General features: G+C 43.6%; 20 protein-coding genes, 18 tRNA genes, 2 rRNA genes, 1 pseudogene and 1 riboswitch. Of the genes and pseudogenes, 37 read left to right on the top strand and 4 right to left on the bottom strand.

What is annotated here, in order from left to right:
* The 21 genes from AC1D69_RS14720 to cysK all read left to right on the top strand — a co-directional run.
* Nucleotides 1-125, top strand: a 23S ribosomal RNA gene (locus AC1D69_RS14720); the annotation flags it as partial.
* 138 nt (nt 126-263) lie between these two features.
* Nucleotides 264-380, top strand: a 5S ribosomal RNA gene (gene rrf / locus AC1D69_RS14715).
* Between the two features lie 55 nt (nt 381-435).
* Nucleotides 436-512, top strand: a tRNA-Ile gene (locus AC1D69_RS14710).
* A 26-nt stretch (nt 513-538) separates the two neighbouring features.
* Nucleotides 539-614: transfer RNA gene (locus AC1D69_RS14705), tRNA-Ala, on the top strand.
* Nucleotides 615-617: 3 nt separating this feature from the next.
* Nucleotides 618-693 (top strand) — tRNA-Asn (locus AC1D69_RS14700).
* Nucleotides 694-697: 4 nt separating this feature from the next.
* Nucleotides 698-772, top strand: a tRNA-Glu gene (locus AC1D69_RS14695).
* A gap of 19 nt (nt 773-791) precedes the next feature.
* Nucleotides 792-867 (top strand) — tRNA-Val (locus tag AC1D69_RS14690).
* 33 nt (nt 868-900) lie between these two features.
* Nucleotides 901-976 (top strand) — tRNA-Thr (locus tag AC1D69_RS14685).
* 13 nt (nt 977-989) lie between these two features.
* Nucleotides 990-1,067, top strand: a tRNA-Asp gene (locus AC1D69_RS14680).
* Between the two features lie 16 nt (nt 1,068-1,083).
* Nucleotides 1,084-1,159: transfer RNA gene (locus AC1D69_RS14675), tRNA-Phe, on the top strand.
* A 27-nt stretch (nt 1,160-1,186) separates the two neighbouring features.
* A tRNA-Thr gene (locus AC1D69_RS14670) sits at nt 1,187-1,262 on the top strand.
* 4 nt (nt 1,263-1,266) lie between these two features.
* Nucleotides 1,267-1,351 (top strand) — tRNA-Tyr (locus AC1D69_RS14665).
* 58 nt (nt 1,352-1,409) lie between these two features.
* Nucleotides 1,410-1,483: transfer RNA gene (locus AC1D69_RS14660), tRNA-Gln, on the top strand.
* 5 nt (nt 1,484-1,488) lie between these two features.
* Nucleotides 1,489-1,564: transfer RNA gene (locus AC1D69_RS14655), tRNA-Lys, on the top strand.
* 15 nt (nt 1,565-1,579) lie between these two features.
* Nucleotides 1,580-1,664, top strand: a tRNA-Leu gene (locus tag AC1D69_RS14650).
* 7 nt (nt 1,665-1,671) lie between these two features.
* Nucleotides 1,672-1,746, top strand: a tRNA-Gly gene (locus tag AC1D69_RS14645).
* An 18-nt stretch (nt 1,747-1,764) separates the two neighbouring features.
* A tRNA-Arg gene (locus AC1D69_RS14640) sits at nt 1,765-1,841 on the top strand.
* Between the two features lie 24 nt (nt 1,842-1,865).
* Nucleotides 1,866-1,945: transfer RNA gene (locus AC1D69_RS14635), tRNA-Leu, on the top strand.
* Between the two features lie 8 nt (nt 1,946-1,953).
* Nucleotides 1,954-2,027, top strand: a tRNA-Pro gene (locus AC1D69_RS14630).
* 14 nt (nt 2,028-2,041) lie between these two features.
* Nucleotides 2,042-2,112, top strand: a tRNA-Gly gene (locus AC1D69_RS14625).
* Nucleotides 2,113-2,292: 180 nt separating this feature from the next.
* On the top strand, nt 2,293-3,207 hold the full coding sequence (gene cysK / locus AC1D69_RS14620) for a cysteine synthase A (protein ID WP_495456886.1): 915 nt from the start codon (nt 2,293-2,295) through the stop codon (nt 3,205-3,207).
* 160 nt (nt 3,208-3,367) lie between these two features.
* Here the strand turns inward: cysK and AC1D69_RS14615 are convergent, their stop codons facing one another.
* Nucleotides 3,368-3,619 carry a YolD-like family protein gene (locus AC1D69_RS14615; protein ID WP_495456885.1) on the bottom strand — a complete coding sequence of 84 codons (252 nt, stop codon included), beginning with the start codon at nt 3,617-3,619 and terminating at the stop codon, nt 3,368-3,370.
* A 670-nt stretch (nt 3,620-4,289) separates the two neighbouring features.
* Between AC1D69_RS14615 and AC1D69_RS14610 the strand changes: the two genes are divergently transcribed.
* The 9 genes and pseudogenes from AC1D69_RS14610 (at nt 4,290) to AC1D69_RS14570 (ending at nt 11,958) form a co-directional block, all read left to right on the top strand.
* Nucleotides 4,290-5,072 carry an ABC transporter ATP-binding protein gene (locus AC1D69_RS14610; RefSeq protein ID WP_495456907.1) on the top strand — a complete coding sequence of 261 codons (783 nt, stop codon included), beginning with the start codon at nt 4,290-4,292 and terminating at the stop codon, nt 5,070-5,072.
* 82 nt (nt 5,073-5,154) lie between these two features.
* A complete protein-coding gene (locus tag AC1D69_RS14605) occupies nt 5,155-5,937 on the top strand; it encodes an ABC transporter permease (RefSeq protein WP_495456906.1) in 783 nt (260 codons plus the stop codon).
* Nucleotides 5,934-6,404 (top strand): hypothetical protein, encoded by a 471-nt coding sequence (locus tag AC1D69_RS14600; protein ID WP_495456884.1) that lies wholly within the window; start codon nt 5,934-5,936, stop codon nt 6,402-6,404. Before AC1D69_RS14605 ends, AC1D69_RS14600 begins: the two co-directional genes overlap by 4 nt.
* Before the next feature lie 9 nt (nt 6,405-6,413).
* Complete coding sequence (locus tag AC1D69_RS14595) at nt 6,414-6,884, top strand: ABC transporter permease (RefSeq protein ID WP_495456883.1); 471 nt, start codon at nt 6,414-6,416, stop codon at nt 6,882-6,884.
* Nucleotides 6,885-7,007: 123 nt separating this feature from the next.
* Nucleotides 7,008-7,460: an ABC transporter substrate-binding protein gene (locus AC1D69_RS14590; protein WP_495456882.1), complete on the top strand. Its 453-nt coding sequence runs from the start codon at nt 7,008-7,010 to the stop codon at nt 7,458-7,460.
* Entirely contained in the window at nt 7,426-8,091 is a 666-nt protein-coding gene (locus AC1D69_RS14585) for an ABC transporter substrate-binding protein (protein ID WP_495456881.1), read from the top strand. Before AC1D69_RS14590 ends, AC1D69_RS14585 begins: the two co-directional genes overlap by 35 nt.
* 86 nt (nt 8,092-8,177) lie before the next feature.
* Nucleotides 8,178-9,062: pseudogene (locus tag AC1D69_RS14580) on the top strand (nitrilase-related carbon-nitrogen hydrolase).
* A 35-nt stretch (nt 9,063-9,097) separates the two neighbouring features.
* Entirely contained in the window at nt 9,098-10,564 is a 1,467-nt protein-coding gene (locus AC1D69_RS14575; RefSeq protein ID WP_495456880.1) for a CoA-acylating methylmalonate-semialdehyde dehydrogenase, read from the top strand.
* Between the two features lie 38 nt (nt 10,565-10,602).
* A complete protein-coding gene (locus tag AC1D69_RS14570) occupies nt 10,603-11,958 on the top strand; it encodes an aspartate aminotransferase family protein (protein ID WP_495456879.1) in 1,356 nt (451 codons plus the stop codon).
* A 10-nt stretch (nt 11,959-11,968) separates the two neighbouring features.
* Here AC1D69_RS14570 and AC1D69_RS14565 read toward each other — a convergent pair whose 3' ends face one another.
* Nucleotides 11,969-12,484, bottom strand: a complete 516-nt coding sequence (locus AC1D69_RS14565) for a helix-turn-helix domain-containing protein (protein ID WP_495456878.1) — start codon at nt 12,482-12,484, stop codon at nt 11,969-11,971.
* Nucleotides 12,485-12,499: 15 nt separating this feature from the next.
* Nucleotides 12,500-13,300: a PucR family transcriptional regulator ligand-binding domain-containing protein gene (locus AC1D69_RS14560; protein WP_495456905.1), complete on the bottom strand. Its 801-nt coding sequence runs from the start codon at nt 13,298-13,300 to the stop codon at nt 12,500-12,502.
* A 224-nt stretch (nt 13,301-13,524) separates the two neighbouring features.
* On the opposite strand from AC1D69_RS14560, the gene AC1D69_RS14555 reads away from it, so the two are divergent.
* The 7 genes from AC1D69_RS14555 (at nt 13,525) to AC1D69_RS14525 (ending at nt 25,265) form a co-directional block, all read left to right on the top strand.
* Nucleotides 13,525-14,841, top strand: a complete 1,317-nt coding sequence (locus AC1D69_RS14555; protein ID WP_495456877.1) for a M20 family metallo-hydrolase — start codon at nt 13,525-13,527, stop codon at nt 14,839-14,841.
* Nucleotides 14,831-16,225, top strand: a complete 1,395-nt coding sequence (locus AC1D69_RS14550) for an NAD(P)-dependent oxidoreductase (protein ID WP_495456904.1) — start codon at nt 14,831-14,833, stop codon at nt 16,223-16,225. The genes AC1D69_RS14555 and AC1D69_RS14550 overlap by 11 nt, the downstream gene beginning before the upstream one ends.
* Nucleotides 16,226-16,302: 77 nt before the next feature.
* The gene (gene preA, locus AC1D69_RS14545) at nt 16,303-17,592 is read left to right on the top strand and encodes an NAD-dependent dihydropyrimidine dehydrogenase subunit PreA (protein ID WP_495456876.1); all 1,290 of its coding nucleotides are present in this window, start codon (nt 16,303-16,305) and stop codon (nt 17,590-17,592) included.
* Between the two features lie 3 nt (nt 17,593-17,595).
* On the top strand, nt 17,596-19,029 hold the full coding sequence (hydA, locus tag AC1D69_RS14540) for a dihydropyrimidinase (protein ID WP_495456875.1): 1,434 nt from the start codon (nt 17,596-17,598) through the stop codon (nt 19,027-19,029).
* Nucleotides 19,029-19,232, top strand: a complete 204-nt coding sequence (locus AC1D69_RS14535) for a hypothetical protein (RefSeq protein ID WP_495456874.1) — start codon at nt 19,029-19,031, stop codon at nt 19,230-19,232. Before hydA ends, AC1D69_RS14535 begins: the two co-directional genes overlap by 1 nt.
* A gap of 214 nt (nt 19,233-19,446) precedes the next feature.
* Nucleotides 19,447-19,530: riboswitch (cyclic di-GMP riboswitch) on the top strand.
* 178 nt (nt 19,531-19,708) lie between these two features.
* Entirely contained in the window at nt 19,709-21,478 is a 1,770-nt protein-coding gene (locus AC1D69_RS14530) for a methyl-accepting chemotaxis protein (protein WP_495456873.1), read from the top strand.
* Nucleotides 21,479-21,551: 73 nt separating this feature from the next.
* Nucleotides 21,552-25,265, top strand: coding sequence for a non-ribosomal peptide synthetase family protein (locus AC1D69_RS14525; protein ID WP_495456872.1), 3,714 nt, complete (start codon nt 21,552-21,554; stop codon nt 25,263-25,265).
* Nucleotides 25,266-25,387: 122 nt separating this feature from the next.
* Here AC1D69_RS14525 and AC1D69_RS14520 read toward each other — a convergent pair whose 3' ends face one another.
* On the bottom strand, nt 25,388-26,239 hold the full coding sequence (locus AC1D69_RS14520; protein ID WP_495456871.1) for a lipoate--protein ligase family protein: 852 nt from the start codon (nt 26,237-26,239) through the stop codon (nt 25,388-25,390).
* Nucleotides 26,240-26,435 lie beyond the last annotated feature (196 nt).

The following is a 26,435-nucleotide window of genomic DNA, read 5'->3' as shown; positions in this document are numbered from 1 at the left end:
CCCCCCTCAAGATGAGATTTCCCAATTAGTAAGACCCCTTGAAGACGACGAGGTAGATAGGTTGGAGGTGGAAGTGCAGCAATGCATGGAGCTGACCAATACTAATCGGTCGAGGGCTTATCCTATAAGTTTCGAACTGCAAATTCATTCGTATCTAGTTTTCAAGGATTAAACCTTGTACTGATTTTATGTTGCATACCTTTTATAGGGTAGGATATTTTGTTGAAGTATGAACAAAGTAGACAAGCAGCACAAAAATCCTGTTTGGTGGCGATAGCGGAGGGGTTCCACACGTACCCATCCCGAACACGACCGTTAAGTCCTCCAGCGCCGATGGTACTTGGACCGCAGGGTCCTGGGAGAGTAGGACGCCGCCAAGCAGAATACCACAACTCATGTGGTTTTTTTTTGCCTAGATTGTTTAGGTGTACATAAGGGCCCTTAGCTCAGTTGGTTAGAGCGCACCTCTGATAAGGGTGAGGTCGGTGGTTCGAGTCCACCAGGGCCCACCATAATAACATAACACACCAGTAAATATGGGGCCTTAGCTCAGCTGGGAGAGCGCCTGCCTTGCACGCAGGAGGTCAGCGGTTCGATCCCGCTAGGCTCCACCATATTCCCTGATAGCTCAGTTGGTAGAGCACTCGACTGTTAATCGAGTTGTCACAGGTTCGAGTCCTGTTCGGGGAGCCATTAAGGCCCGTTGGTCAAGCGGTTAAGACACCTCCCTTTCACGGAGGTAACAGGGGTTCGATTCCCCTACGGGTCACCACTATTGTTAGTATTTACACGGAGGCTTAGCTCAGCTGGGAGAGCATCTGCCTTACAAGCAGAGGGTCGGGGGTTCGATCCCCTCAGCCTCCACCATTTTTACTTTTTTAAGAATTACTTTTACACCGTGCCGGTGTAGCTCAACTGGTAGAGCAACTGACTTGTAATCAGTAGGTTGGGGGTTCAAGTCCTCTCGCCGGCACCATTTTTATAAATGAGGAACCGTGGTGTAGTTGGCCTAACATGCCTGCCTGTCACGCAGGAGATCGCGGGTTCGAATCCCGTCGGTTCCGCCATTTTTTAAAAAATTAAGGCTCGGTAGCTCAGTCGGTAGAGCAGAGGACTGAAAATCCTCGTGTCGGCGGTTCGATTCCGTCCCGAGCCACCATAGATTTGAACAATGTTTCGTAGGTGCGCCGGTGTAGCTCAACTGGTAGAGCAACTGACTTGTAATCAGTAGGTTGGGGGTTCAAGTCCTCTCGCCGGCACCATTACGGAGGATTAGTGAAGTGGCTAAACACGGCAGACTGTAAATCTGCTCTCTACGAGTTCGGTGGTTCGAATCCATCATCCTCCACCATTTTGTATCTCATCAGAGGTATAACATTGTACTACACAACCGATACTGTTGTAGTTGTTGGGGATTAGCCAAGCGGTAAGGCAACGGACTCTGACTCCGTCACCATAGGTTCAAATCCTATATCCCCAGCCATATATGAGCCATTAGCTCAGTTGGTAGAGCACCTGACTTTTAATCAGGGTGTCGAAGGTTCGAATCCTTCATGGCTCACCATTTTTTTACAAGTGTGCGCGTGTGGCGGAATTGGCAGACGCACTAGACTTAGGATCTAGCGTTTCACGACGTGGGGGTTCAAGTCCCTCCACGCGCACCATTGATTTGCGGACGTGGCTCAGCGGTAGAGCATCGCCTTGCCAAGGCGAGGGTCGCGGGTTCGATTCCCGTCGTCCGCTCCATTTTTATCACATGCATTTGCGCCCTTAGCTCAGCTGGATAGAGCGTTTGACTACGAATCAAAAGGCCAGGAGTTCGAATCTCTTAGGGCGCACCATTATTTTAATAGTTATATGTATGCGCCGATGTGGCGGAACTGGCAGACGCGCGCGACTCAAAATCGCGAGGGAAACCGTGGGGGTTCGAGTCCCTTCATCGGCATACATTATCGGGACGTAGCTCAGCTTGGTAGAGCACCTGGTTTGGGTCCAGGGGGTCGCATGTTCAAATCGTGTCGTCCCGATACTTTTATTTAATGCGGGTGTAGTTCAATGGTAGAACTTCAGCCTTCCAAGCTGATAGCGTGGGTTCGATTCCCATCACCCGCTTAGAATCGAAAAACGTGTAAATCCATGATATAAAGGATTTACACGTTTTTTTATGTTTATTTTTAGATGAATACATCCCAAATCTAGTGAATTATATACGATTATGATATCCTAAGATAAATTCAGTGGGGAACTTTTTATTCGTTAGGTAACCCTGCACAGATGAAGGAGAGATGAGGCATGAGTATCGTACAAAATGTGACGGAGCTTATAGGTCAGACACCCATGGTGAAGTTGACTCGAACGATCCCAGCCGGAGCTGCAGAAGTATACGCGAAGTTGGAGATGTTCAATCCTTCTGGGAGTGTTAAAGATAGAGCAGCTTACAATCTAATTGATACTGCTGAGAAAAATGGGTTACTTTCCCCTGGGGGTACCATTATTGAACCGACTAGTGGGAATACGGGGATTGGATTAGCTATGATTGCCGCGGCTAAAGGGTATAAAGCTATCTTAATTCTACCTGATAATATGTCCAAGGAACGTATCAATATTTTAAAAGCTTACGGAGCCGAGGTTGTTCTAACGCCAAGTAGTGAAAGAATGCCAGGTGCCATTGCGAAGGCACTGGAACTTAGAGAAGAGATCCCGGGGAGCTTTATTCCACAACAGTTCGAGAATCAAGCCAATCCTGACATTCATCGCACCACGACAGCTCTAGAAATATTGGAGCAAATGGATTATCGCTTGGATGCTTTCGTGGCGACAGCGGGTACGGGAGGTACGATTACAGGTACAGGTGAGACGTTACGTGCAGAATTGCCGAATATACACATTGCCGTGGTTGAGCCAATGGGTTCACCTGTACTATCAGGTGGCCAACCGGGACCTCATAAATTGGTAGGAACGAGTCCGGGGTTTGTTCCTAGTATCCTGAATACGAGCGTCTATGATGAGATCATTCAGATTGCTGATGAAGAAGCGATTGGGATGATGCAAGACCTTGCCCGATTAGAAGGGATTCTAGTAGGACCATCCTCAGGAGCATCTGTTTATGCAGCAGTACAAGTAGCTAAAAGATTAGGTGTTGGTAAAAGAGTGGTCTGTATAGCTCCGGATACAGGTGAGCGTTACTTGAGCATGGAATTGTTTTAGAGGAAATAACAAGTAGAACCGGCAATGCCGTGTTGGTTTCTTATATTTATAAATAAACCGCTGTGGACAAACCTGGGTCATTGTCCTCAACGGTTTATTTGGTATTCTAGTGAAATACGCCATGATCTCCATGTTACAGTTGAATCGTATGATCACGTGACTAATCCCTTGGGTAATCCACTCTCATAATATCTAGAAAAGGTACTTTAATTACTCCCATATCGTTCTCAAAATGAACTAATCGCGTTCGTGAGTCCATGATCGTAATTCGACCTCGTACTTGCTCTTCCCGTCCCCAGACGGTTACTTCAATCTCGCTGTCTTCATTTTTTGCTTCGACAAGTTGATTCCCTAACTCTTCTAATTCAAATTCATCTCGAGTAGGTCTTTTTGCAACCTTTGTCTTAGCCATATACATCCCTCCCCTTACGCAACTAAGCACTATCTTCAAGTATAACGTCAATTGTTATTCAAGTCATTGGCAATTGCATCAAGAGGTGTTATATAGGCCAATATGCTGCAGATCCAGGATGCTAGACCTTGCTCCAATATTCAAGCAATGGACCTTTTTCCCTAGGTTACTGAACCACAGATAATGCCTAACACTTCGTGTGTATTACTGTGGTAATGAAGATAACGAAATACACCATTCGTCGAACTATTTCTCCAATCATGAACATTAAAGATCGGTTCAACTTCCTTCGGGTTCTCGTGCAAACCCAATATACAGAATAACCGGCCAATGTGGATGATTGGGGATGGAGCTTATACAGAAACTACAAAATGTAATCAATTAGGGATAATTTCTCTAGATAAAAATAATGACGATCACAACTTAATGTTAGAGTATATAACTCCAAAATGGCACTTAAATAAATACTTTTCTCCATAAATTATTGATTGTAGACAGATTGACTCAATATTTGCCTACCTGTTTTACGCTTTGTCTAGTGTTAGTGATAACACATGAGCGTATGATGTTATTAAAAGGAACACGAAGTACGTATTATCCGAATCTAGCAGTCATATATGTCATTAAATATAACATTAATATCTTTTATAGAGTTAACGGGGGAGTGGATATGGGTATGACAGCGACGAGGATTCCTGAAATAGAACTAGATCAAATTAGTATGCAATATGCGACAGATTCCGCTGAGGTATTGGCACTTCACCAAGTTAGTATGGACATTGCTAAGGGGGAATTTGTTTCTCTATTGGGACCTTCGGGTTGCGGTAAGACCACGCTTCTTCGACTAATGGCGGATCTAATTCAACCAACAAGCGGCACCTTAAGAGTAGCTGGAGAGACGGCTAAGGAAGCTCGATTGGCACAGAAGTATGGAATCGTCTTTCAAAGCCCTGTGCTGTATGACTGGAGAAAAGTTAGGGACAACATTACGCTCCCATTAGAAATGATGGGTGTTAAGAAATTGGAAAAGGAACGTAAACCCGATGAACTGTTGGAACTGGTTGGGTTAGAGGGTTTTGCAGATAAATATCCATGGCAGTTAAGTGGGGGAATGCAACAACGTGTTGCGATCGCTAGAGCTTTATCTATGGAGCCAGAGATTCTGCTTATGGATGAACCCTTCTCTGCACTAGATGAGTTCACGAGAGAGCGGCTTAATGAAGAACTCCTGTCGATTTGGAGTAAGGTACAGAATACAGTTGTGTTTGTAACACACAGTATTCCTGAATCTATTTTTCTATCTGATCGGGTATTCGTTCTATCACCACATCCAGGAAGGTTATCAACGGTGGTGGATATTCCATTAGCTCGTCCACGTACACGGGAAATGAGAAGTAGTCCTCAATTCTATGAACTCATTGCGCAGATTCGCGATAGTTTCGAAGGAGTGTAATCGAATGAAGAGACAAAGTGTGTTTGTTCGTAGTCGGATGGTACATCGGATGAAGGGACAAAACGTGCTTTCTCGTAGCCGGATGTTGCCTACGATGGTATGGGTACTTGGGCTGCTCATCGTATGGGAATTGATGTCTTGGGTATTGTTACATCTGATTCAAGTGCCACTTGCTCAATCTAAGTTGCCATATGTACATGAAGTGATTCGAACCTTTGGGCAATATGGAACAACCTTAATGAGGGAGGGCGGGGTGACCTTTGCGAATGCGGGAGTGGGCTTCCTCATTGGAGCGATTGCGGGCGTACTCATTGCGATTCTCATGAGTGTATCGAAATGGATAGAGAATCTGACCTTTCCTTATGCGATTGCTTCCCAAATGATACCGGTGCTTGGGTTAGCCCCTATATTGTACGGCATTGTTCGAGATGAACAAATCGCACGTATTCTTATCGCAGGATATATTACGTTTTTTCCAGTCTCTTTAAATATGTTGAGAGGGTTAAGGAGTATTGAACCTTCGGCTCTGGAACTAATGTACTCGTGTGCAGCCAAACCGTGGAATGTTTATCTGAAGCTTCGCTTTCCGGCTTCGTTACCCGGATTATTTAGCGGATTAAAGATCGCAGCACCGCTGGCAGTGACTGGCGCTATATTAGTAGAACTTATGGGAGCACAGCATGGTATCGGAGTAATTATGTTACGCAATCTATATTATGGTCCTTCTCATACGTACATGTTCTGGTCAACGGTCATTGTAGGCGCATTGTTAGGTGTACTCAGTTATCTACTTATGAGCCTTATTGAGCGTTGGGTCTCACCATGGCAACCTGAGTTCCGAGCAAAAGGAGGGAACAACGAATGAAGGGAGACTCTTTAGAGGAACTAGATTGGGATAATCCAACAGGCGAACATGATGCAGCTCTAGTAATTCAACTGCCTAATTCTATGCCTTCATCGAATATAAACGTTCAATCCGTGGTGAAGGCTAACCTAGGAAAAAGAAAGAGAGGATCAGGAAGTCGAATCGGACTCCCTCTTCTAGCAGGAGTCCTTTTTATCACTTTGTGGCAGATGCAGGTAATCCATTCCTTATTTGATCTAAAAACATACCAATTACCCCTTCCATCGACGATAGGAAATGCGATGGTAGATCATATGAGTCTATTAATTTCTTATACCCGATATACGCTTACGGAGGCAGTGTTAGGGATGCTTGTAGGATCAGCACTGGGTTTCATCATTGCACTGGTAGCGACTGCTTGGCCACGCTGGGGAATAGGAAGTATCCTGCTCGTAGCTGCTTTGAATGCAGTACCCATCGTAGCTTAGGCTCCTATCATGAACCTATGGTTCGGGGATGGAATGGGTTCAAGAATGGCCATTGTGACCGCGACGACGATGGCGGCTATGGCAATGAATGCGCACAAGGGAATGAGTACGGTAGATCCACTGGCACTTGATCTTATGCACTCTTACGCTGCGAAGAAGCATGAAGTATTCCGGTATTTGAGAGTTGTGAATAGTCTTCCATATGTATTCACTGCATTGAAGATTAACACCACGGCAAGTATGATTGGAGCCATTGTTGGTGAATTCTTTTTCTCATCCCGCGGACTTGGGTATCTGCTCTCCAACTCCATTAAAGTAGCCAAGATGCCACTAGGCTGGTCATGTATTATTGTAGCGGCTATTGCAGGTGTTATCTTTTATTTACTCGTAGAAAGAATTGAAAAGTATTGTATCAAGTGGCATCCCTCACAACGGACACACCGTAAAGTTTTGAAAAAAAGGTGGATTGCATCCACGTAGACTACTGACGTGGTACTCCCTATTGGGAGAGAAGCTGTGGAATGGACTGAATATAACATACTTCGATTAAATATGATGTCAGGTTGTGGTTAATATTTTTTCTAAAAATAGGGGGAGCTATCCATGAAGAAATCGAGTCGGAAATACCGTAGCACGTTGTTGTTGGCCATAATATTGATGATTTCTTCGATAATAGCTGGGTGTGGTAACAATACAAAAGGTGAAACGGATACAACTGGTAAGACAAGTGAACCAACAGCGGCAGTGGAAGCATCAGCAGATCCAGTCAAGGTGAAGTTGCAACTGAAATGGGTTCCTCAAGCTCAGTTCGCAGGATATTATGTGGCACTGGAAAAGGGATATTACAAGGAAGAGGGACTAGCGGTAGCGATTCTACCAGGGGGACCGGATATTGTACCAGAGCAACAAGTAGCCAGTGGAGCAGCTGATATTGGTGTGGATTGGGTTGCTAGTCTTTTGCCACATCAAGAGGAAGGCTTGCCGCTTATTGAAATTGCTCAAATCTATCAGAAGAGTGGTCTTGTACTCGTCTCCAAAAAAAGAAGCGGGGATTAATTCCCCTTCTGATCTCAAAGGGAAAAAGGTTGGTAACTGGATGGGTGGCAATGAATTCGAGATTCTAGCTTTGTTTGATAAATATAAGTTCGATCCAAATAAGGATTTAGAATTTGCTAAGCAAGGATTCACTATGGATCAATTCTTCACTGGAGAAGTAGATGCTGCATCCGCCATGACATATAACGAATTCCAAATGGTATTGGAACAAGGGACACTTGAGAGCGACTTGAACGTGATTGATATGAATGCGGAAGGTGTAGCGATGTTGGAAGATAACCTATTTGCCAATAAAGAGTGGTTAGCAGATAACAAAGAAACCGCTGCTAAGTTCCTACGTGCTTCATTAAAGGGTTGGAAGCAAGCGATTGATGATCCTGAAGGCGCGGTTGATAGTGTGATGAAGGAAGCAGAGGAGGGTAGCACTTCTAGAGACCATCAAGTAACGATGATGAAGGAAGTTGCGAAGTTGATTCTTCCAGAAGGATTTGACCCTGCCAAAATGGGATATATCGATGAAGCGGCATTCAAACAGACGGCTGATATTGCACATCAATTCGGTGTGATTAAGAAACCAGCAGATCTAAAAGAAGCTTACACGAATGAGATTATGGATATGGCTTCTAAATAATAGGATGTAGCAATATTTATTCATAGAGTGACAAGGTGACTGCTGGTAGTGAGTCACCTTGAAGCTACATTAAGAGGGGGAAGACAATCATGGATACGGTAACCATTGGGTTGATTCAGGTGAAACATGATGTAGATGGTAGCGAACCCGTGAATATTCACAAGGCTAGCTCAATCGAGAAACATATGAAGCTTGTGCGTGAGGCGAAACAAAGAGGAGCTCAAATCGTATCTCTTCAGGAAATATTTTATGGCCCATATTTCTGTGCAGAACAGACGGATAAATGGTACGACGCGGCAGAAGAAGTTCCGAATGGCCCCACGACAAGGTTGTTTCAGGATTTAGCTAAGGAATTAGGAATCGTAATCATATTACCGATCTACGAACGAGAAGGGATCGCAACGTATTACAATACGGCGGCGGTTATCGATGCGGATGGTTCATACCTTGGGAAGTATCGTAAGCATCATATTCCACATGTGGGTGCAGGTGGGGGCGACTTTGGATTCTGGGAGAAGTATTATTTTAAGCCGGGTAACCTTGGATATCCTGTATTTGATACTGCTTTTGCCAAAGTCGGCGTATACATTTGTTATGATCGTCACTTTCCAGAAGGTGCAAGAATGCTTGGGCTCAATGGGGCTGAGATTGTCTTTAACCCTTCTGCAACCGTAGCGGGGACGTCGGAATACTTATGAAAGTTAGAACAACCAGCTCATGCGGTAGCTAATGGATATTATGTGGCAGCGATTAATCGAGTGGGTACGGAAGGTCCATGGAATATGGGTGAATTCTACGGTCAGTCGTATATCGTAGACCCACGTGGAAATTTCGTTGCCATGGGTAGCCGTGACCAGGATGAGGTCATCATTGGAGATATGAACAAATCCCTCATTCGTGAGGTTCGCGAGAGTTGGCAATTCTATCGTGATCGGCGTCCTGAGACGTATCAAGAGCTAGCTCGACTATAATAGCATGGGAATAACCCAGAGAAGAGATGGTAACCGTGGGATTGAATCAGACGCAAGTTGAGACACTTAACAATTACATTCAGGGGAAGTGGGTTGAATCTAAGTCTACGCAAGTTGAGGAGGTGTTCAATCCTGCGACAGGTGAGACGATCGCTTATGTTCCGATTTCAACGAAGGAAGAACTGGATGAAGCGGTGAGCGTCGCAGTTAAGGCTTTTGAATCTTGGCGAAAAGTACCTACTCCACGCAGAGCGAGATATCTTTTTAGGTATCAACAGCTATTGATTGAGCAATGGAGCGAATTGGCGCAGCTCATTACGTTGGAGAATGGTAAAAGCTACGAAGAAGCTTACGGTGAAGTTGGCCGGGGGATTGAATGTGTGGAATTTGCCGCAGGCACACCGACACTCATGATGGGAAGCCAACTTCCTGATATTGCGACAGGCATTGAGTCGGGGATGTACCGATACCCTATTGGTGTCATTGGGGGGATTACACCATTCAACTTCCCCATGATGGTTCCGTGTTGGATGTTTCCGTTAGCGGTGGCTTGTGGCAATACATTCGTTCTCAAGCCATCCGAAAGAACGCCTCTATTGGTGAATCGTTTGGCGGAGTTGTTTCAGGAAGCGGGTTTCCCAGATGGGGTGCTCAATATTGTGCACGGAGCCCATGATGTCGTCAATGCCATGTTACAAAATAATGAGATCAAGGCGATCTCATTCGTTGGTTCGCAGCCTGTGGCGGAATATGTATATTCGCAGGGGACTGCAACGGGGAAGCGAGTTCAAGCTCTTGCAGGTGCTAAGAATCATTCCATTGTGCTTCCAGATGCCGATATGGATAATGCCGTAAAGAATATTATCAGCGCTGCCTTTGGTTCCGCGGGTGAACGATGTATGGCTTGTTCTGTTGTCGTCGTTCTTAAGGAGATTGCGGATGATTTCGTGAATCGACTCATTGAGGCATCTGATCAGCTTAAGATCGGTAATGGAAGTGATGAAGGCGTGTTCCTTGGACCTGTCATTAGACAATCCAATAAAGAACGAACGTTGAAGTATATCGAGATTGGGGAACAGGAACAAGCCCTCCTTGTGAGAGATGGAAGGAAAGATGGCGCCGCTATGCAGACGGAAGGGTATTTCATTGGCCCAACGATCTTTGATCAAGTGCAGACACATATGACCATCTGGAAAGATGAGATCTTTGCTCCGATCCTCTCCATCGTACGCGTCAAAAGTCTAAGTGATGCGATTGATGTTGCGAATCAATCAGAATTCGCGAATGGAGCCTGTATCTATACCGATAGCGCAAAAGCCATTCGGCAATTTCGTGAAGACATCGATTCAGGAATGTTAGGTGTTAATCTTGGTGTCCCGGCGCCGATGGCATTCTTTCCTTTCTCGGGATACAAGAAGTCATTTTACGGTGATCTACATGCGAATGGTCGTGATGGGGTTGAGTTCTATACACGTAAGAAAATGGTGACCGCTCGATATTGAGAAATGAGTATAAGAATGCAATAGGGGGAGGGATTAACGTGCTCAATACCGAGACGGACAGTGCCAACGTAAGTCATAAAGATCAGAAATACCTATGGCACAGTATGTTGCCCTATAGTGAGAATAATCCTCCAATGGTCGTTACCGAGGCGCAAGGCTCATGGATTACAGACATGTCGGGTAATAAATACTTAGATGGGATGTCGGGTCTCTGGTGTGTGAATGTTGGATACGGGCGAAAGGAATTAGCGGAAGCGGCATATGAACAACTGTTGAAATTGCCTTATTTTCCACTGACACAGAGTCATATGCCAGCTATTCTTCTCGCCGAGAAATTAAATGAATGGTTGGAAGGTGATTACGTCATCTTCTTCTCTAATAGTGGTTCTGAAGCAAATGAAGCGGCCTTCAAAATGGTTAGACAATACCAGCAGCAGATCGGGCAACACTATCGATATAAGTTCATTTCACGCTATCGCGGATACCATGGAAGTTCATTGGGAGCGCTTTCTGCCACGGGTCAAGCTCAGCGCAAATTTAAATATGAACCCCTTAGCAGTGGGTTTCTTCATGTGAGCCCACCAGATAGCTACCGTCGTCCGGAAGGGCAGTCCATTGAAGCATTTAACTTACAATGTGCCCAATCGTTAGAGGATACGATCATTTGGGAAGGTGTTGAGAGTATTGCCGGTGTCATCATGGAGCCTGCAATTACAGGAGGTGGAGTCATTGTTCCGCATGCCATCTACATGGAACGGGTGCAGGAGATCTGTAGCACATATGGTGTAATCCTTATTGTTGATGAAGTGATCTGTGGGTTCGGACGCTCTGGAAAGAAGTTTGGACACCAGAATTTCAATATGAAGCCAGATATCGTGACCATGGCCAAGGGATTGACGAGCGGGTACCTTCCCTTATCTGCAACAGCAGTGCGCAAAGATATTTATGATGCTTTTAAAGATGAAGGGGAGTACAGCCATTTCCGCCATGTGAATACCTTTGGTGGGAATCCAGCAGCGTGTGCCTTAGCACTTCGAAACCTTGAAATTATCGAGCAGGACAATCTGGTTGAACGTTCTCGAATATTGGGGGAGCGTCTGAAGGATGAATTGATGGAACTGCTGGACCATCCCCTTGTTGGTGATATCCGTAGCTTCGGGTTAATTCTTGGGGTTGAACTTGTCGCGGATAAACGAACGAAGGTACCGGCACCACTGGATCTTGTGAAGAAAGTGATAAGTGAATGTAAAGCACAAGGACTCATTATCGGGAAGAATGGCGATACCGTAGCCGGGTTCAATAATGTATTAACCCTAGCACCGCCATTGTCTTCTACGGATGATGATTTAGAGTTTATCGTGAGTACGTTTAAACGGGTGATGAATAGTCAGTAACCTCCGAAAGTCACGACATGATCTGGCTATCTAACTTCACCTTCATTTTGTTAGGTTCAAGTAATTGATAAGCACGGAGTGCGACTTGGATCGCAATTCGGTTCTCTGGCAACATGAAGTCTTTGCTGAGCAGCTCGGTGATTTGATCTAGACGATAGTACAGAGACTGTCGAACAATGAATAATTTCCGCGCAGATTCTTGCTTAGATCCATCATGATCAAGATATACCCGAAGCGTTAACAGTAACTCACTTCCTTTGGCTTCATCATAATCAATTAACGGTCCTAGATAATTACGAATGAAAGACTGAAGTGTCTTGCCATCCGATTCCCATTCGTGATCCGAGTGATTCCATGTTAGGTCGTATAAATTCTCGATTTCGATCAAGCAGACGCGATAAGAGAGTTCGTTATATTTTTTAAAATCGGGTCCGATTAGGGCCTTCAGTTGGTTCTCATCTTTGAACGAGGAATTCATAAGTTCATCTACCCATAAATTCTCGGAAAATAGTTTGCGTTCTTCCATGTATCGAGTTCGAAGTTATTCTTGAGCAATGGATAGTGAGGCAGAATCTAAAAGCATGTAATCATACTCTCGAGGTCGATGCTGACACATGACGATGATATAAGCCCAAGTCTGATCTAGTGCACCTACAGGTTTGATTACTACGATATGGTTATTATATTCGCGGAGATAAGATGCCCCGTCAGGCTTGAGACCTTCTAATTCTGTTTGTATGGTATGGAACCAGTCGAGGAACAGATTTTGTTCTTGAAAGGAAAGGTTAGAAGGATGGAATAGGGTCTTACCTTGGTTAGGTTGATAGATAATCTGAGCATGGGTGCTGTGGTGTAGCAATTGAAGGACTTTCCATGTTCCTTGAGAAGTAAGGGTTAAGCGATGAAACTCTCTAGAGATACTCTCAAGTTCTTGAAGCATTCTGTGATGACGATTAATGATGATCGAGTGCAGGTCAAGCGTGATATCGACAAAACGAACGGGCTGAGGAAATACAATGAGTGGGAAATCATGCAAGTTGCACAGTTCAAGCAATTGGTCTGGGATGCTGTCGAAATAGGGCCCGATCTCAATGCATAGACATGCTACATTCTGCTTCATTAGATTCTCAGTAAATGTGATGGATGAGAGGGTATCTACATTAAAACCCATGCCAGTGGTGAGGATCATTTCCTCTCCGTGGATAAGAGTCTCAAAGTTCACGATTTCTAAGATATGAACCCAACGAATCTGACGATGAATTCCATTCAGGCCTGCTACAACCTCAACGTCTTGAAATAGAGGTCTTTGTAAGGCGTCCTTGATAGTAAATACGAGTTCCATATCCACGATAATCCCTCGCTTTCAAATGAATGAAGTGTTTTGTCACAATAATCCATAATCTTAACCATCTAATGTTAGCATATATAACTTATAAGGTAATGTAAATGCGTGAATTGAAGTGAAAATAACATTCTGTGTCCCAACAAAAATATTTTAAACCCTAAATGTAGTTTACATGTTATATTATGTTACACAAATGAATAAATATCCTGGAGGGGAATGTCATGCGGAATTTAACCATCAGTGCAGATAGAGTCCAAGAAAGAGTCTTACGGCTCGCTGAGATTGGCAAAATTAGTGACACAGGGGTATGCAGACTTGCTCTTTCCAAGGAAGATCGTGAAGCCGTGGATGTCGTAAGGATATGGATGGAGCAAGCTGGATTAAAAACTCGAATCGATGCCTTTGGTAACTTGATAGGACGAATCGAGGGAACTGATCGGGAAGCTCCAGCCGTGATGGTAGGATCACACATTGATACACAACCCTATGCAGGCAGATTCGATGGAATTATTGGTGTGGTAGGCGCAATTGAAACCGTTCAAACGTTATCTGACAAAGGAATGATTCCAAGAGTTTCTATCGAAGTGGTCTCCTTTTGTGATGAAGAAGGATGTCGCTTTAACAAGGGGTTGTTTGGTGTACGTGGAATTCTGAATCAGCTAGAGGAAGGGGAGTTAGAACGTGAGGACAAGAATGGAGTCACACGTCGAGAAGCGTTACTAGAATTCGGTGGAGATCCTGACAAGTTCGTTGATTCTCAATATGGAGCTGGCGAGATTGGCGCCTTTCTGGAGTTGCATATCGAGCAAGGTCCGGTTCTAGAATCGGTGGATTGTGCAGTAGGTATCGTTACTGGAATATCGGGTCCTCTATGGTGGACGGTTGATGTGTATGGATTCGCTGGTCATGCGGGGTCTGTGCCTATGAATCTAAGACAAGATGCCTTGGTCGGAGCGTCCAAGATTATTGTTGGGCTTCAAGCTATTGCCTCTAGAGATCCAGATGCCCCAACGGTAGGCACGGTTGGCTCTCTTCAGGTATTTCCTGATTCGCGGAATATCATTCCAGAACATGTGCGGTTCACGATTGATTTGCGAGATATTGAGTTGCAACGTAGAGATCGGTTAGAGCAACAACTACGTGATCTAATCGATGATGTTATACAGGAACATGGACTTCGAGTAGAGATTAGAGAAGATATGAGAAGTGAACCGCGGTACTGTGCGGATTACATCAAGGGTTACATTCGAGAAGCTGCACAAGAAATGAACATCAAGGCTCCTGAGCTTATGAGTGGACCTTTTCACGACTCCATTGCCATGTCGTATTACTGTGATTACGGTATGATTTTTGTTCGCTGTAAAGATGGCATTAGCCATAACCCGCAGGAGTACTCAAGTAAGGAAGATATTGCATTGGGCACGGAAATTCTCTATCAGACCGTACTCAAAATGTGCCTAGATCAAGATCAGACTAATTCAGACGGGGTTGATCATACGGAGTATGTGATACAGGGGGGAGCACATGATGGCGAATAACCATCCACTTCAGCAGACCTATTTCACGGACATGTTACCACGTAACTTTGATGAATTCGAGGAAGGATTGAGTCGGAAAGCGGCGATGGAAGAGTCGAACCGTTGTCTCTATTGTTATGATGCACCTTGTATTAAAGCTTGTCCTACAGGCATTAACATACCTTCATTTATCAAACGAATTGCAACAGATAATTTAAAAGGATCAGCAACGACCATTATGGACTCTAATCCGATAGGAGCAAGTTGTGCAAGAGTATGTCCAACGGATGAGTTATGCGAGGGAGCTTGCGTGTTGAACGATGCATCGAAGCCAATTGAGATTGGTTTGTTGCAACGTTACGCAACGGATTGGGCAAGAGAAAATAATATACAGCTATTCTCAGCTGGAGCAACTAACGGGAAGAAAGTAGCCATCATTGGGGGAGGACCCGCAGGGCTATCTGCTGCAAGAGATCTTGCCAGAGCGGGCTTCGCTGTTGTGATCTATGAGGCAAGGGCTATAGCTGGCGGATTAGACACGTATGGGATTGTTTCATTTCGCTTGCCACAGACGATATCGTTATGGGAAGTGGAGCAAGTTGAGAAGCTTGGGGTAACGATTCAGACAGGCGTTAAAGTTGGAGTAGACATTACGGTGGAACAATTATTAGAAGAATATGATGTTGTCGTTCTAGCTGCGGGTATGGGATACGTTCCCCCTATTGGGTTAGAAGGAGAAGAGTTAGATGGCGTGTATGATGCGATCGAACTGGTTGAGAGCACAAAGAGTAATCTAACCTCTATGAACTTACTAGGGAAACGCATTGCGGTGATTGGAGCAGGGAATACGGCGATTGATGCTGCGACTTGTTCGGTCAGACTAGGTGCGACACAAGTGAGAATGATCTATAGACGTACCCGAGAAGAAATGACAGCCTATGACTTTGAGTATGAGTTTGCGAAGCAAGAAGGGGTAGAATTTAGTTGGCTCACAGCCCCAACCCGTATCATTGGGGATGTCTATGCTAAGGTCACGCATTTGGAATGTGTCCAGATGAAATTATCCGAGGAAAAGGGAAAAGACGGAAGATTGATTCCAGTTCCTGTTGAAGGATCTAATGTGTTGTTGCCAGTAGATGCCGTAGTGCTTGCAATCGGACAGACACGTCACGTAGAACTCATTGAACATTTGGGATTGGAACATGTCCGGGGCGTAGTCAGTATTGATGATGCTTCCCTTCTGACGTCTCATCCTAAGATTTATGCAGCTGGCGATATTGTATTTGGATCGGGGAAGGGCGAAGCGATGGTCGTGTCGGCTGCGCAACAAGGTAAGCTAGTGGCTCAAGCTATAACGAGAAGATTCTCTATGGAGAATGATCTTGTAACAGAGTCCATTATATAAATAGCACCATGTCGGTTTTTCATAAAAAGGATACTTGGAGTAGGACTAAATGTGTATGACAAGGGAGGAGCTTGCGTATGGCGGATTTACGTATTGATCTTGCAGGAATTAAATCACCGAACCCTTTTTGGTTAGCGTCTGCACCTCCAACAAATACCGGATATCAGGTGCAACGTGCATTTGAGGCAGGCTGGGGTGGTGCCGTCTGGAAGACACTCGGAGACCCCATTATTAACACTTCATCAAGGTTTGCTGCAGTTCATTTCAATGGGCAGAGAGTAGCGGGCTTCAATAACATAGAACTTATCACGGATCGACCTCTTGAAGTGAATCTGAAGGAAATCTACGAGACGAAGAAGAGATTTCCCAACCATGCGATTATTGCATCCCTGATGGTAGAACCCACACGAGAGAAGTGGCATGAAATTGTTAAAAGAGTAGAGGCCATCGGCGTAGATGGACTTGAATTGAATTTTGGTTGCCCGCATGGTATGGCGGAACGAGGAATGGGTGCAGCCTCGGGGCAACAGCCCGACCTCGTAGAGAAACAGACAATGTGGGTCAAGGAAGTCGCAGAGACACCTGTGATCGTAAAGTTAACACCCAATATTACGGATATTACCGTTGTTGCGCGTCATGCTGTTAAAGGCGGAGCGGATGCAGTCAGTATGATTAATACGATCAACAGTCTCGCAGGCGTGGATATTCACTCTTGGAACACCATTCCGCATGTTGGCGGAAAAGGTGCACATGGTGGGTACTGTGGACCTGCTGTTAAGCCCATTGCGTTAAATATGGTGGCAGAATGTGCAAGGGATGTGAATGTTGGAGTTCCTATTTCAGGTATTGGTGGAATTTCGACTTGGCAGGATGCCGTGGAATTCATGCTCATGGGAGCAACGGGTGTTCAGGTATGTACAGCTGTCATGCACCATGGATTCCGAATTGTTGAAGATATGATTGATGGATTAAATAACTACCTGGATGACAAGGGAATCGAATCCGTGATGAGCTTAGTTGGACAAACGGTTAGTCGTTATTCCAATTGGGGAGATTTAGATCTCAATTATAAAGTGGTGGCGAGAATCGATCCTGTTACGTGTATCAACTGTAATAAGTGCCATATTGCATGCGAGGACACATCCCATCAATGTATCGATATGCTGCATGATCCTGATGGCAAGGCTATTCTGCAAGTACGTGAAGAGGACTGTGTAGGCTGCAATCTATGCTCGATTGTATGTCCTGTGGACGGAGCCATCAATATGGTTGAGCTTGTAAATGAACATGCTCCAATGAGCTGGAATGAGAGACAAAAGGTACTAGCTAGGCTTAATTCGGAATCTTCTGAACTGGAGGTAGGATGAACCATGGCAAAAATCATTAAGAACGGAACGATTGTAACGGCTAGTGACACCTATATCGGTGACATTCTTATTGAGGGTGAAGTAATTACTCGGATTGGTCTCCATCTGGATGAACCAGGAGCCGAGATCATCGATGCCTCTGGTTGTTATGTATTCCCAGGTGGCGTGGACCCACATACTCATCTAGATATGCCTTTTGGTGGAACGATGACGAAAGATGATTTCGAGACAGGTACGATTGCTGCGGCCTTTGGTGGAACAACGACAGTGATTGATTTCTGTCTGACAACGAAAGGTGAACCTCTAAGTAAGGCTGTAGAAACATGGCATGCTAAATCTGAAAAAAAGTCCGTTATTGATTATGGATTTCACTTAATGGTCTCTGAAGTGAATGATGCCGTACTCCAAGAACTTCCTCTCATTATTGAGGAGGAAGGGATCACGTCTCTGAAGGTGTTTATGGCTTATAAGCATGTCTTCCAGGCGGATGATGGAACGTTATATAAAACCCTTTTATTAGCTAAAGAGGAAGGCGCCTTAGTCATGGTACATGCAGAGAATGGCGATGTTATTGAGTATTTGGTAGAGAAGGCATTATCTGATGGAAATACTGCGCCGATCTATCACGCATTAACAAGACCTCCGGTGCTAGAGGGCGAAGCCACGGGTAGAGCGGCTTATTTAACAGAACTAGCAGATTCACAGTTATATGTTGTTCATGTCACTTGTGCCGAAGCCGCATGGAAGATTGCAGAGGCACGCAAGAAAGGACTTCGAGTATTCGGCGAGACCTGTCCACAATATTTAGTGTTAGATCAATCTTATATGGAGAAGCCGGACTTCGAAGGTGCAAAGTATGTGTGGTCTCCACCACTTCGGGAGTCATGGAACCAAGATGTGTTATGGGCGGCACTGCGAAGTGGAGCGCTACAAACGATCGGATCTGATCAATGTTCTTTCGATTTCAACGGTCAGAAGGATATGGGGTTGAACGATTTCTCCAAAATACCAAATGGAGGGCCCATGATTGAGGATCGCTTCAGTATATTATTTTCGGAGGGAGTGGGTAAAGGGAGGATTTCTCTTCATCAATTCGTGGATATCATAGCGACTTCTAGTGCTAAGTTATTTGGAATCTTTCCGCAGAAGGGAACGATTGCGGTAGGGAGTGATGCAGATATCGTTATCTTTGATCCCACAGTGGAAAGAACGATCTCAGTGGAAACACACCATATGAATGTGGATTACAATGCCTTTGAAGGAATGTCGATTACGGGAGAGCCTGTATCCGTCTTAAGTCGAGGGACATTTGTGATTCGAAATAAGGAGTTTGTGGGTGCTGCGGGAGCGGGACAGTATCTAAGACGTAAGCGTTTTGAGGGAGTTAAGAAGTACTCTAAGGGACCAGCACAGATCGGCATAGGGGGAGGAAGTTGATGTCAGATCATGAAGATTATCAATGTGAGAAAGAGCAAATAGATATACTGATAAGTGCAGGTTATACCATTACTAATATACTAGAAGACCTAGATGGCGCACAGGTGAAATTTACAGAACTTGATAAAGGAAGTCATAAAGACATGCGCGTGTTAACGGCAGAAGGACGTAAATACGTCGGTATTAGAGTGGCTTTGGGATAAAATAGACCGATAGAAGCAAGAAATAGGAACTGAACTATTGTTCAGTTCCTATTTTTTTTGTTCGTAAATCAAGTGATTCGAACAATAAATTTTATATTTCGACAAAGAACATATAAATTCTACCGAAAAAACGCTGGAAATGTTTACAAATACATAGTAAAATGAGTATCGTTGTTGGTTGTTGTCGAATAAAAGATTTTTTTAACAACTTTATATATTAATAAGGCAAAACTACCGAAAGGTAGTGACGCAAAGCTATAGGGACTAATTCCTCAGGGAAAGTCAGCCAGTTGCAATAAATTGGTGATCTGCGGCTGCTTAGTCAGTTTTGTGGAACACCATTTTTTATTTTAATAGGAATGAAGTATGACTTAAAAGATTAAGGGGGGAATTGACTCTTTAGTAAGCAACTACAACCTAGAATGAAATACATATGTAATAGATTCATATTATAACAAATAAGAGGAGACATATAAATGAAGTTTTTAAAAAAACTAAAAGGGTTCTTTAGTAACAAAAGTATTGTCACTAAAAATATGTTATGGACGAGTCTCTTTATTCTTTTAACAGGTGTCATATTGATTGCAGCAAGTTATTATATCCAGGGGAATGTATTGACGAACCAATTGGAGTCGGATTCAAGAAAAATAATGGAATCATGGGAGAGTAAGGTAACGACAGAAGAGGTTGCGGAAGCAAAGGCTAATACTGACCGCCAATCACCGATCCAGAGGAAAATGGCAGAAATATTTGCGGAATTACCTATTCAACATCCTAACGTATCTCAAGGGTATTTATTTGGTCCTGAACTTGAGAAGGGTAACGGAACATCAATGATTGCCTTCTCAGATGAACTCTTAGATGCGATTATTCAAGAAGAAGGTCTGAATTTAGGAGCAATATATCCGCAACCTGAAATTCATGCAGACGGTGTAAGAAAAATGCTAAAGACCAAAGAATTAACGTTTACCCAACCGTATGATGATGGATTTGGTACTTGGGTAACTGTTCTTGCTCCATACAAGGATGCAGAAGGAAATATATTTGCTTACATGGGTATCGATGTCGATGCAAGCCTAATTAAGAACGGCAAACAAGAATTGCTAAAATATACGTCAATAGCTTTGGTATTGATCTTAATTATTATGATAACAATTCAGTATTTTATTACGAAGCGGACTTTTGCACCTGTGCAAGATTTGATTAAAGCGCTAGAGAAATTAAGTCAAGGTGACTTCAACGTTCAGTTGGCAACAAGCAAAGACGAACTGGGTCAAGTGGCTGAGAAGTTTAATGGGACGGTAGTCACGATTAACCGTTTGGTTACGACGATTAGATCGATATCAATACAATCGGCTGAGCAGGGGAAGGAATTATTCGCTGCTTTGGAAGATAATCAACATATTTCGATGGAGATTACTAAGAATATTGATGGAATATCTGACCAGGCATCACAGCAGAGTAGGTCAATCGTAGAGAGTGCCATCTCGCTGGAAGAAATATCTTCAGGGGTTGGCACGATTGCAGGAAGTACCAATGTGTTATCTGATACGTCTATGAATATGAGAGAGCATTCAGAACAAGGTAGTGTGAATGTTGATAAAGTGATGAAACAGATGGACGCTATTCATAAATCTGTACTTCATTCAGTGGTCTCTATCGAACAGTTACAGAAACGTTCTGGACAGATTGGAGAAATTGTACAGGTCATTACCCAAATTGCTACACAAACACAATTACTATCTCTGAATGCGAGTATTGAAGCGGCTAGGGCTGGAGAAGAAGGACGAGGGTTTGCTGTTGTAGCCAATGAGGTGAAGAAGCTGTCAGAGGAATCAAGAAAGTCAGCAGAACAAATTACTGAGTTAATTCACTACATTCAGAAGGAAACTCAAGTTGCTGTAGAGGCAATCAATGAAGGCGAACATAACGTTGAAGTCGGAATAGGGATTGTACAAGAAACAGGGGAATTATTTGCTACATTAGTATCGGCCACAGAATCGGTTACGAGTCAGATTCAGGAGGTGTCTGCTGCAACGGAAGAAATGGTAGCAGAGACGGAGCAAATTACTGCTTCTATCAAACAACTTTCTGTTACGGCTGAGAGAAATGCAGAATTATCAGAAGAGATCAAATCAAGTGCTAATGAACAACGTGTATCTGCAGGTAAAATGGTTGACACGGCAAAGCATTTGACTCAAATCTCCACTGAACTTGAGGATTTAGTTATTGAATTGAAAGTCTAGAATAAGTACATCCTAGATGGCCATTCGTATTCTGATACTGAATTTATAGAGAGATAACAAGGAGTTGTTGTAGATGAGTACCATCATGAATCATGGAACTGTGAAAGATTATTGGATGAAGGAGCTTCAAGCGCCTTTGTCGGCATTGGATATCTATACGGATTTCCCTAATCATTTAACTTCCAGAAAACTTCAGAAGACGACCTTTAAATTAGATGTGCAGGCAGAGCAAATGATTGAACTCCACCATCGTTGTGATATGAGTGTGTGGATGCTTAGTTGTTACTTTGTATTTCTACACAGAATGACGGGCGAGAGAGATCTGATCGTTGGAGTAAACGATACTAGAGGGAATATCTTACCACTTCGAATGATATGGGAAGGGAATATTTCATTCCAGCAATTATTTGCAAATACGATTGAGAAACTAAATAGTAGCTATGATGCTAGTCTACTTCTATCAGAGATCGAAGAAGTGGTGGGTCAATCATCCATCATTAAGACAATCTACGGGGAGAATGATACGTTAAAGGATAGTTCTCTGAATTGGTTTGTTCGTGAAGAAGAAGGGGCATGGGTTGCTCACATCACCTATCATAACAACTTGTTTAAAGAGGCTACCATTCAAAAGTTTGCACGTCACTTTCAGTCCATAGTGAAAGCTGTTCTAGTGAACAACGATGTCTCTATCGGCGACATTCCGATCTTGACTGAAGAAGATATGAATGCATATGCAGAGCTTAATAATACAAGTAAGGAATGGCCTGATACGTTAACCATTCCAGCGATGTTCGCATCATCGGTGGCTCGTTATACTAATCGTATTGCCCTTTCCTCGGATGAGGGGAGTTTAACATACACCCAATTGGATCGTTTATCGAATCAAGTGGCTAACATGTTGGTGCAAAAGGGTGTTACTAAAGGTGAATTTGTTGCTATCTTTATGGAGAGAGGCATGGATGCCATTGTAAGCATGTTGGGTGTGTTAAAAGCTGGCGGGGCATATATCCCCCTTGATCCAGAGCATCCAGATGACCGGAACTCTTATATTGTTTCAGACACACAGTCTCATATCGTTATTACAAAAGAGCATTTCACTTCGAAGTTAACAGATCTGTTGAGTGGGAATGATTCGGACGTTGCTATTTTTTGTCTAGACAAGCAGCTAGACTTATATTCCGATGACTCCGTTCATGTGATCCATCATCCAGATGATATGGCTTATGTCATCTATACATCCGGTTCTACAGGCAAGCCTAAAGGGGCTATGATCGTACATGCAGGTGTTGTAAACCTTGCTCTGGCAAGTAAGGAAAACCTACAGTTTAACGAACATGATGTGATGTTACAGTACGCAACCTTTAGCTTCGATGCCTCGGTATATGATTTGTACAGTTCGATATGCAGCGGGTCTAGGTTGCATATTTTAAATAATGAACAGCGTTTCTCAATAGAGTCATTTACCGCAGCGATTGAGGAATTGAGAGCTACTCGCATCTGTTTCTTGCCGACCGTATTCTTTAATCAGTTGTCTGTCCATCTCAGTGATGAAGATGCACTGAAGTATAGTGCTATTAAGAGTATCTCTGTGGGTGGTGAGGCTGTAATGGGCGAGGCTGTTCGGGGATTACAGAAGAAGCTTCATAAGAATATTAAGATTCTAAATGGGTATGGTCCAACGGAGGTTACAGCCTTATCGACGGTTCATATTATTGATTATATTGTTCAAGATAATGTATATGGAATTCCTATTGGATTGCCCCTCACAAACTATGAAGTTTTGATCGTGAACGACAATGATCAACCTTGTCCGTTAAATGTAATGGGTGAAATGCTGATTAGTTCTGTTGGTATTGCTAAAGGTTATCTGAACTTACCTGACAAGACGAATGAAGTGTTCATCTCAGATCCTGTTGATCCGACTTCGGGTAAGCGATACTATCGTTCTGGAGACATAGTGATGTTGCAAAAGAGCGGAATCCAGTATGTAAGCAGAAGGGATCTGCAGGTTAAGATCAGAGGATACCGAATTGAGATTGGCGAAATTGAGGAAAACCTAATTAAACATGAGAACATAAAAGAAACAGCAATTATCGCGAAGGCAGAGACAGATGGAAGCAAGTACCTCGTTGCCTTCTATACATCAAAGAATGGCGAAGCGATAGCTAAGAGTGAACTTGTCCAGTATTTGAATAAAAGGGTGCCATCCTATATGGTCCCAAGTCATTTCTGCTATCTAGATGAGATGCCTGTATCACCTACACTGAAGATCGATCGTAAGCAACTTGCACGGTTCGAAGTGGAAGTAACCGTAGAGGAGAACGCTGATTATGTAGCTCCCCGTAATGAATTGGAGCAGGAGATATCCGCTGCTTGGGAGCAAGCGATTAATCGCACGCATATTGGTATACATGATGACTTCTTTGAGGTCGGTGGGCATTCACTAAAGATACTAGAAATCCTTGTTATTCTAAAACCGAAGTTCCCGAAATTAAAAATAAATGATTTCTTCGCTTTTCCAACCATTGCAAAACTAGCTGAAAGAGTGATTGAACTTAGGGATATGCTTGTGATCGAGGACAACATGTTGGATAGCTCAGAAATTCAAGATTTAGAGGAATATCCTAAATCATTCGGAACTCATCCTGCAAATGGCATACAGGCATATAGCAACCAACACATCTTTTTAACCGGAGCTACGGGATATTTGGGTTCACATCTTTTGTATGAGTTAATTCAGAAGTCTGATGCAACCGTGTATTGTTTGGTACGTTCTTCAGAGAATGAGGACCCATATCAACGTATTGTGGGTATCATGAAGAATTACTTCGGAGACGCCATGGGTGCGAAGCTTGAGGGTCGCGTTGTTGCCGTTCAGGGAGACCTGGAGAAGGATAACCTTGGGTTGATGGATACCGTCGTGAAGTTGCTAAATGAGAAGATTGATTCGATCATCCATTGTGCGGCTGAAGTAAAGCATTTCGGAGATGCTGAATATTTCGCTAGAGTTAATGTGGAGAGCACGAATCGACTGCTTTCGTTCGCTAGAGGGAAAGCGAATGTTCGGTTCCACTTTGTATCGACGCTGGGAATACCAGAAGACTTAGCGCTCAGTAATCAATGGAGTAAATTTACTGCACAGGATTCGTACGATTATTCAGTGAGTATTGAGAATGTATATACGAATAGTAAGCTGGAAGCGGAGAAGTTAGTGGTTAGAACTTGCGAAGACGAAGGTGTCGCGGCAACCGTTTATCGTGTAGGGAACTTGTCTTGTCATTCGGCGACGGGCGCATTTCAGAATAACATCAACAATAATGCATTTTATAGAATGCTCAAAGCGATGTTGCTCTTGAAAAAAGCCCCAAGGGTGAGCTGGCAGGTTGACTTGACCCCGATTAACTATGCGGGACAAGCTATTACATCGTTAGCTCTGAGTAACGATACCGTTGGAAAAATGTTTCATATTTGTAATCCCGTACAGATTTCGTATGAAGATATGATCGAATTCTTCCGCCAATACGGATATGATATTTCCCTTCTCGACTGGAATCAGTACGAAACATGGCTGTTGGATAGTCGTCAGCCGAAGGGACAGATTGGATTGGAATTGGCTATGGCTCAACTCGAAGGGGATGGAGCCAAAAATTCCATCTATAGATATGCATGTCCTCAAACAACGGACTATTTACAGAAATTAAATGTAGAGTGTCGCGTTCCAGACAGCGGGTTCTTCCAAAGGCTTATTGAACATGCCATCGTTGTGGGCTATTTCGATAAACCTTAAGGGTAATATGTGAATTGAATAGGTATTATAGAAAGAAGGGCTTCCGTAACTTGGAAGCCCTTCTTCTGTGCGTGTACTCATATCTAGATCATATATTTCGTGATATCCTCTGACTAGTCCCTTTAAGTTGTTGTCTTTGTATCATAACGTTGTCGCAATGTTGTAACCATCTCCATGATTTCACTGGAATTCGGTACATATAATGGTTTCACGGATGTAGATAAGCCTTGTGTCATTTGTTGTTCTCGAATAACATGTTTCACAGCTTCGGAGAATGTAGTAACGGGTTCTTCACCCATATCGGTTAGTTCAGCAAGACTTGCTGTACTATCATCCTCTACATGTGGATATTGAGAAGTGGCTGCTTCTACGGCAGCGCGATTATAGAAACCTTGTACGAATTGGGCTCGATCCTGACCGACACCATCGACAATGACAAAGGCTTGTACAATATAGGCGTGAGCTTGTCTTCGCTGGGCAATACCACAGAATTTGCGTCCAGCGATGCTTAGATCGAAATCACCCGGGCAATATGCACCCTGAATTTCGCCTTTGTCTACTTGAGATCCAGTATACGATAACGCATTCTTGATCAAGTTATACATCCGTTCAAAGTCACGATGGAAATGGATGTCCCCTTGCCCTTGTTTAGGCATAATTAGCGAGATGTTTACGACGCCAAGATCGAGTGGAACGGCAGCACCACCGGAGTTTCGTATACCTACTTGGTATCCTTGGGATTCAATCCATTGTCTACCGTGATCTGCATGGGGGAGTCGACTGTCTCGTAACCCCATAATGAATGAATGGGGATGCCGCCATAGATGGCAGATGGCAGGACCTCCATTTCCGGTATGTTTACAGAGGAGCTCGTCCAATGCAAATGGATAAAGTGGGTCATTCTCCGTTAGGTCATTCATTCGATCTAGAATTAACATATGATTAAGTTCGGATGGCTGGGTTTCGTTCATCATAAGGGGTCCCCTTTTTACGATATCAATAGATTTATTCCTCGAAGTCTTCTTTATTCTATCAGTCTGTGGACTTATATTTCAAATGATAAGATCGTGATAGAACATCATATAGATATGATAAGATGGAGATAATAACGCTTCATAGTGTACGGTCTTATTTTAGTAGAAAAGAAACAGGTGATTATATTGACGGCCG

Source organism: Paenibacillus sp. Y301 (assembly GCF_059445505.1).
This window is presented reverse-complemented; position numbering and strand designations above follow the sequence as displayed.

What these genes read in the sequence shown, in the direction of transcription:
- cysK (WP_495456886.1), top strand. Translation starts at nt 2,293, where the DNA reads ATGAGTATCGTACAAAATGTGACGGAGCTTATAGGTCAGACACCCATG.
- AC1D69_RS14615 (WP_495456885.1), bottom strand. Translation starts at nt 3,619, where the DNA reads ATGGCTAAGACAAAGGTTGCAAAAAGACCTACTCGAGATGAATTTGAA.
- AC1D69_RS14610 (WP_495456907.1), top strand. Translation starts at nt 4,290, where the DNA reads ATGGGTATGACAGCGACGAGGATTCCTGAAATAGAACTAGATCAAATT.
- AC1D69_RS14605 (WP_495456906.1), top strand. Translation starts at nt 5,155, where the DNA reads ATGTTGCCTACGATGGTATGGGTACTTGGGCTGCTCATCGTATGGGAA.
- AC1D69_RS14600 (WP_495456884.1), top strand. Translation starts at nt 5,934, where the DNA reads ATGAAGGGAGACTCTTTAGAGGAACTAGATTGGGATAATCCAACAGGC.
- AC1D69_RS14595 (WP_495456883.1), top strand. Translation starts at nt 6,414, where the DNA reads ATGAACCTATGGTTCGGGGATGGAATGGGTTCAAGAATGGCCATTGTG.
- AC1D69_RS14590 (WP_495456882.1), top strand. Translation starts at nt 7,008, where the DNA reads ATGAAGAAATCGAGTCGGAAATACCGTAGCACGTTGTTGTTGGCCATA.
- AC1D69_RS14565 (WP_495456878.1), bottom strand. Translation starts at nt 12,484, where the DNA reads ATGGAAGAACGCAAACTATTTTCCGAGAATTTATGGGTAGATGAACTT.
- AC1D69_RS14560 (WP_495456905.1), bottom strand. Translation starts at nt 13,300, where the DNA reads ATGGAACTCGTATTTACTATCAAGGACGCCTTACAAAGACCTCTATTT.
- AC1D69_RS14555 (WP_495456877.1), top strand. Translation starts at nt 13,525, where the DNA reads ATGCGGAATTTAACCATCAGTGCAGATAGAGTCCAAGAAAGAGTCTTA.
- AC1D69_RS14550 (WP_495456904.1), top strand. Translation starts at nt 14,831, where the DNA reads ATGGCGAATAACCATCCACTTCAGCAGACCTATTTCACGGACATGTTA.
- preA (WP_495456876.1), top strand. Translation starts at nt 16,303, where the DNA reads ATGGCGGATTTACGTATTGATCTTGCAGGAATTAAATCACCGAACCCT.
- hydA (WP_495456875.1), top strand. Translation starts at nt 17,596, where the DNA reads ATGGCAAAAATCATTAAGAACGGAACGATTGTAACGGCTAGTGACACC.
- AC1D69_RS14535 (WP_495456874.1), top strand. Translation starts at nt 19,029, where the DNA reads ATGTCAGATCATGAAGATTATCAATGTGAGAAAGAGCAAATAGATATA.
- AC1D69_RS14530 (WP_495456873.1), top strand. Translation starts at nt 19,709, where the DNA reads ATGAAGTTTTTAAAAAAACTAAAAGGGTTCTTTAGTAACAAAAGTATT.
- AC1D69_RS14525 (WP_495456872.1), top strand. Translation starts at nt 21,552, where the DNA reads ATGAGTACCATCATGAATCATGGAACTGTGAAAGATTATTGGATGAAG.
- AC1D69_RS14520 (WP_495456871.1), bottom strand. Translation starts at nt 26,239, where the DNA reads ATGATGAACGAAACCCAGCCATCCGAACTTAATCATATGTTAATTCTA.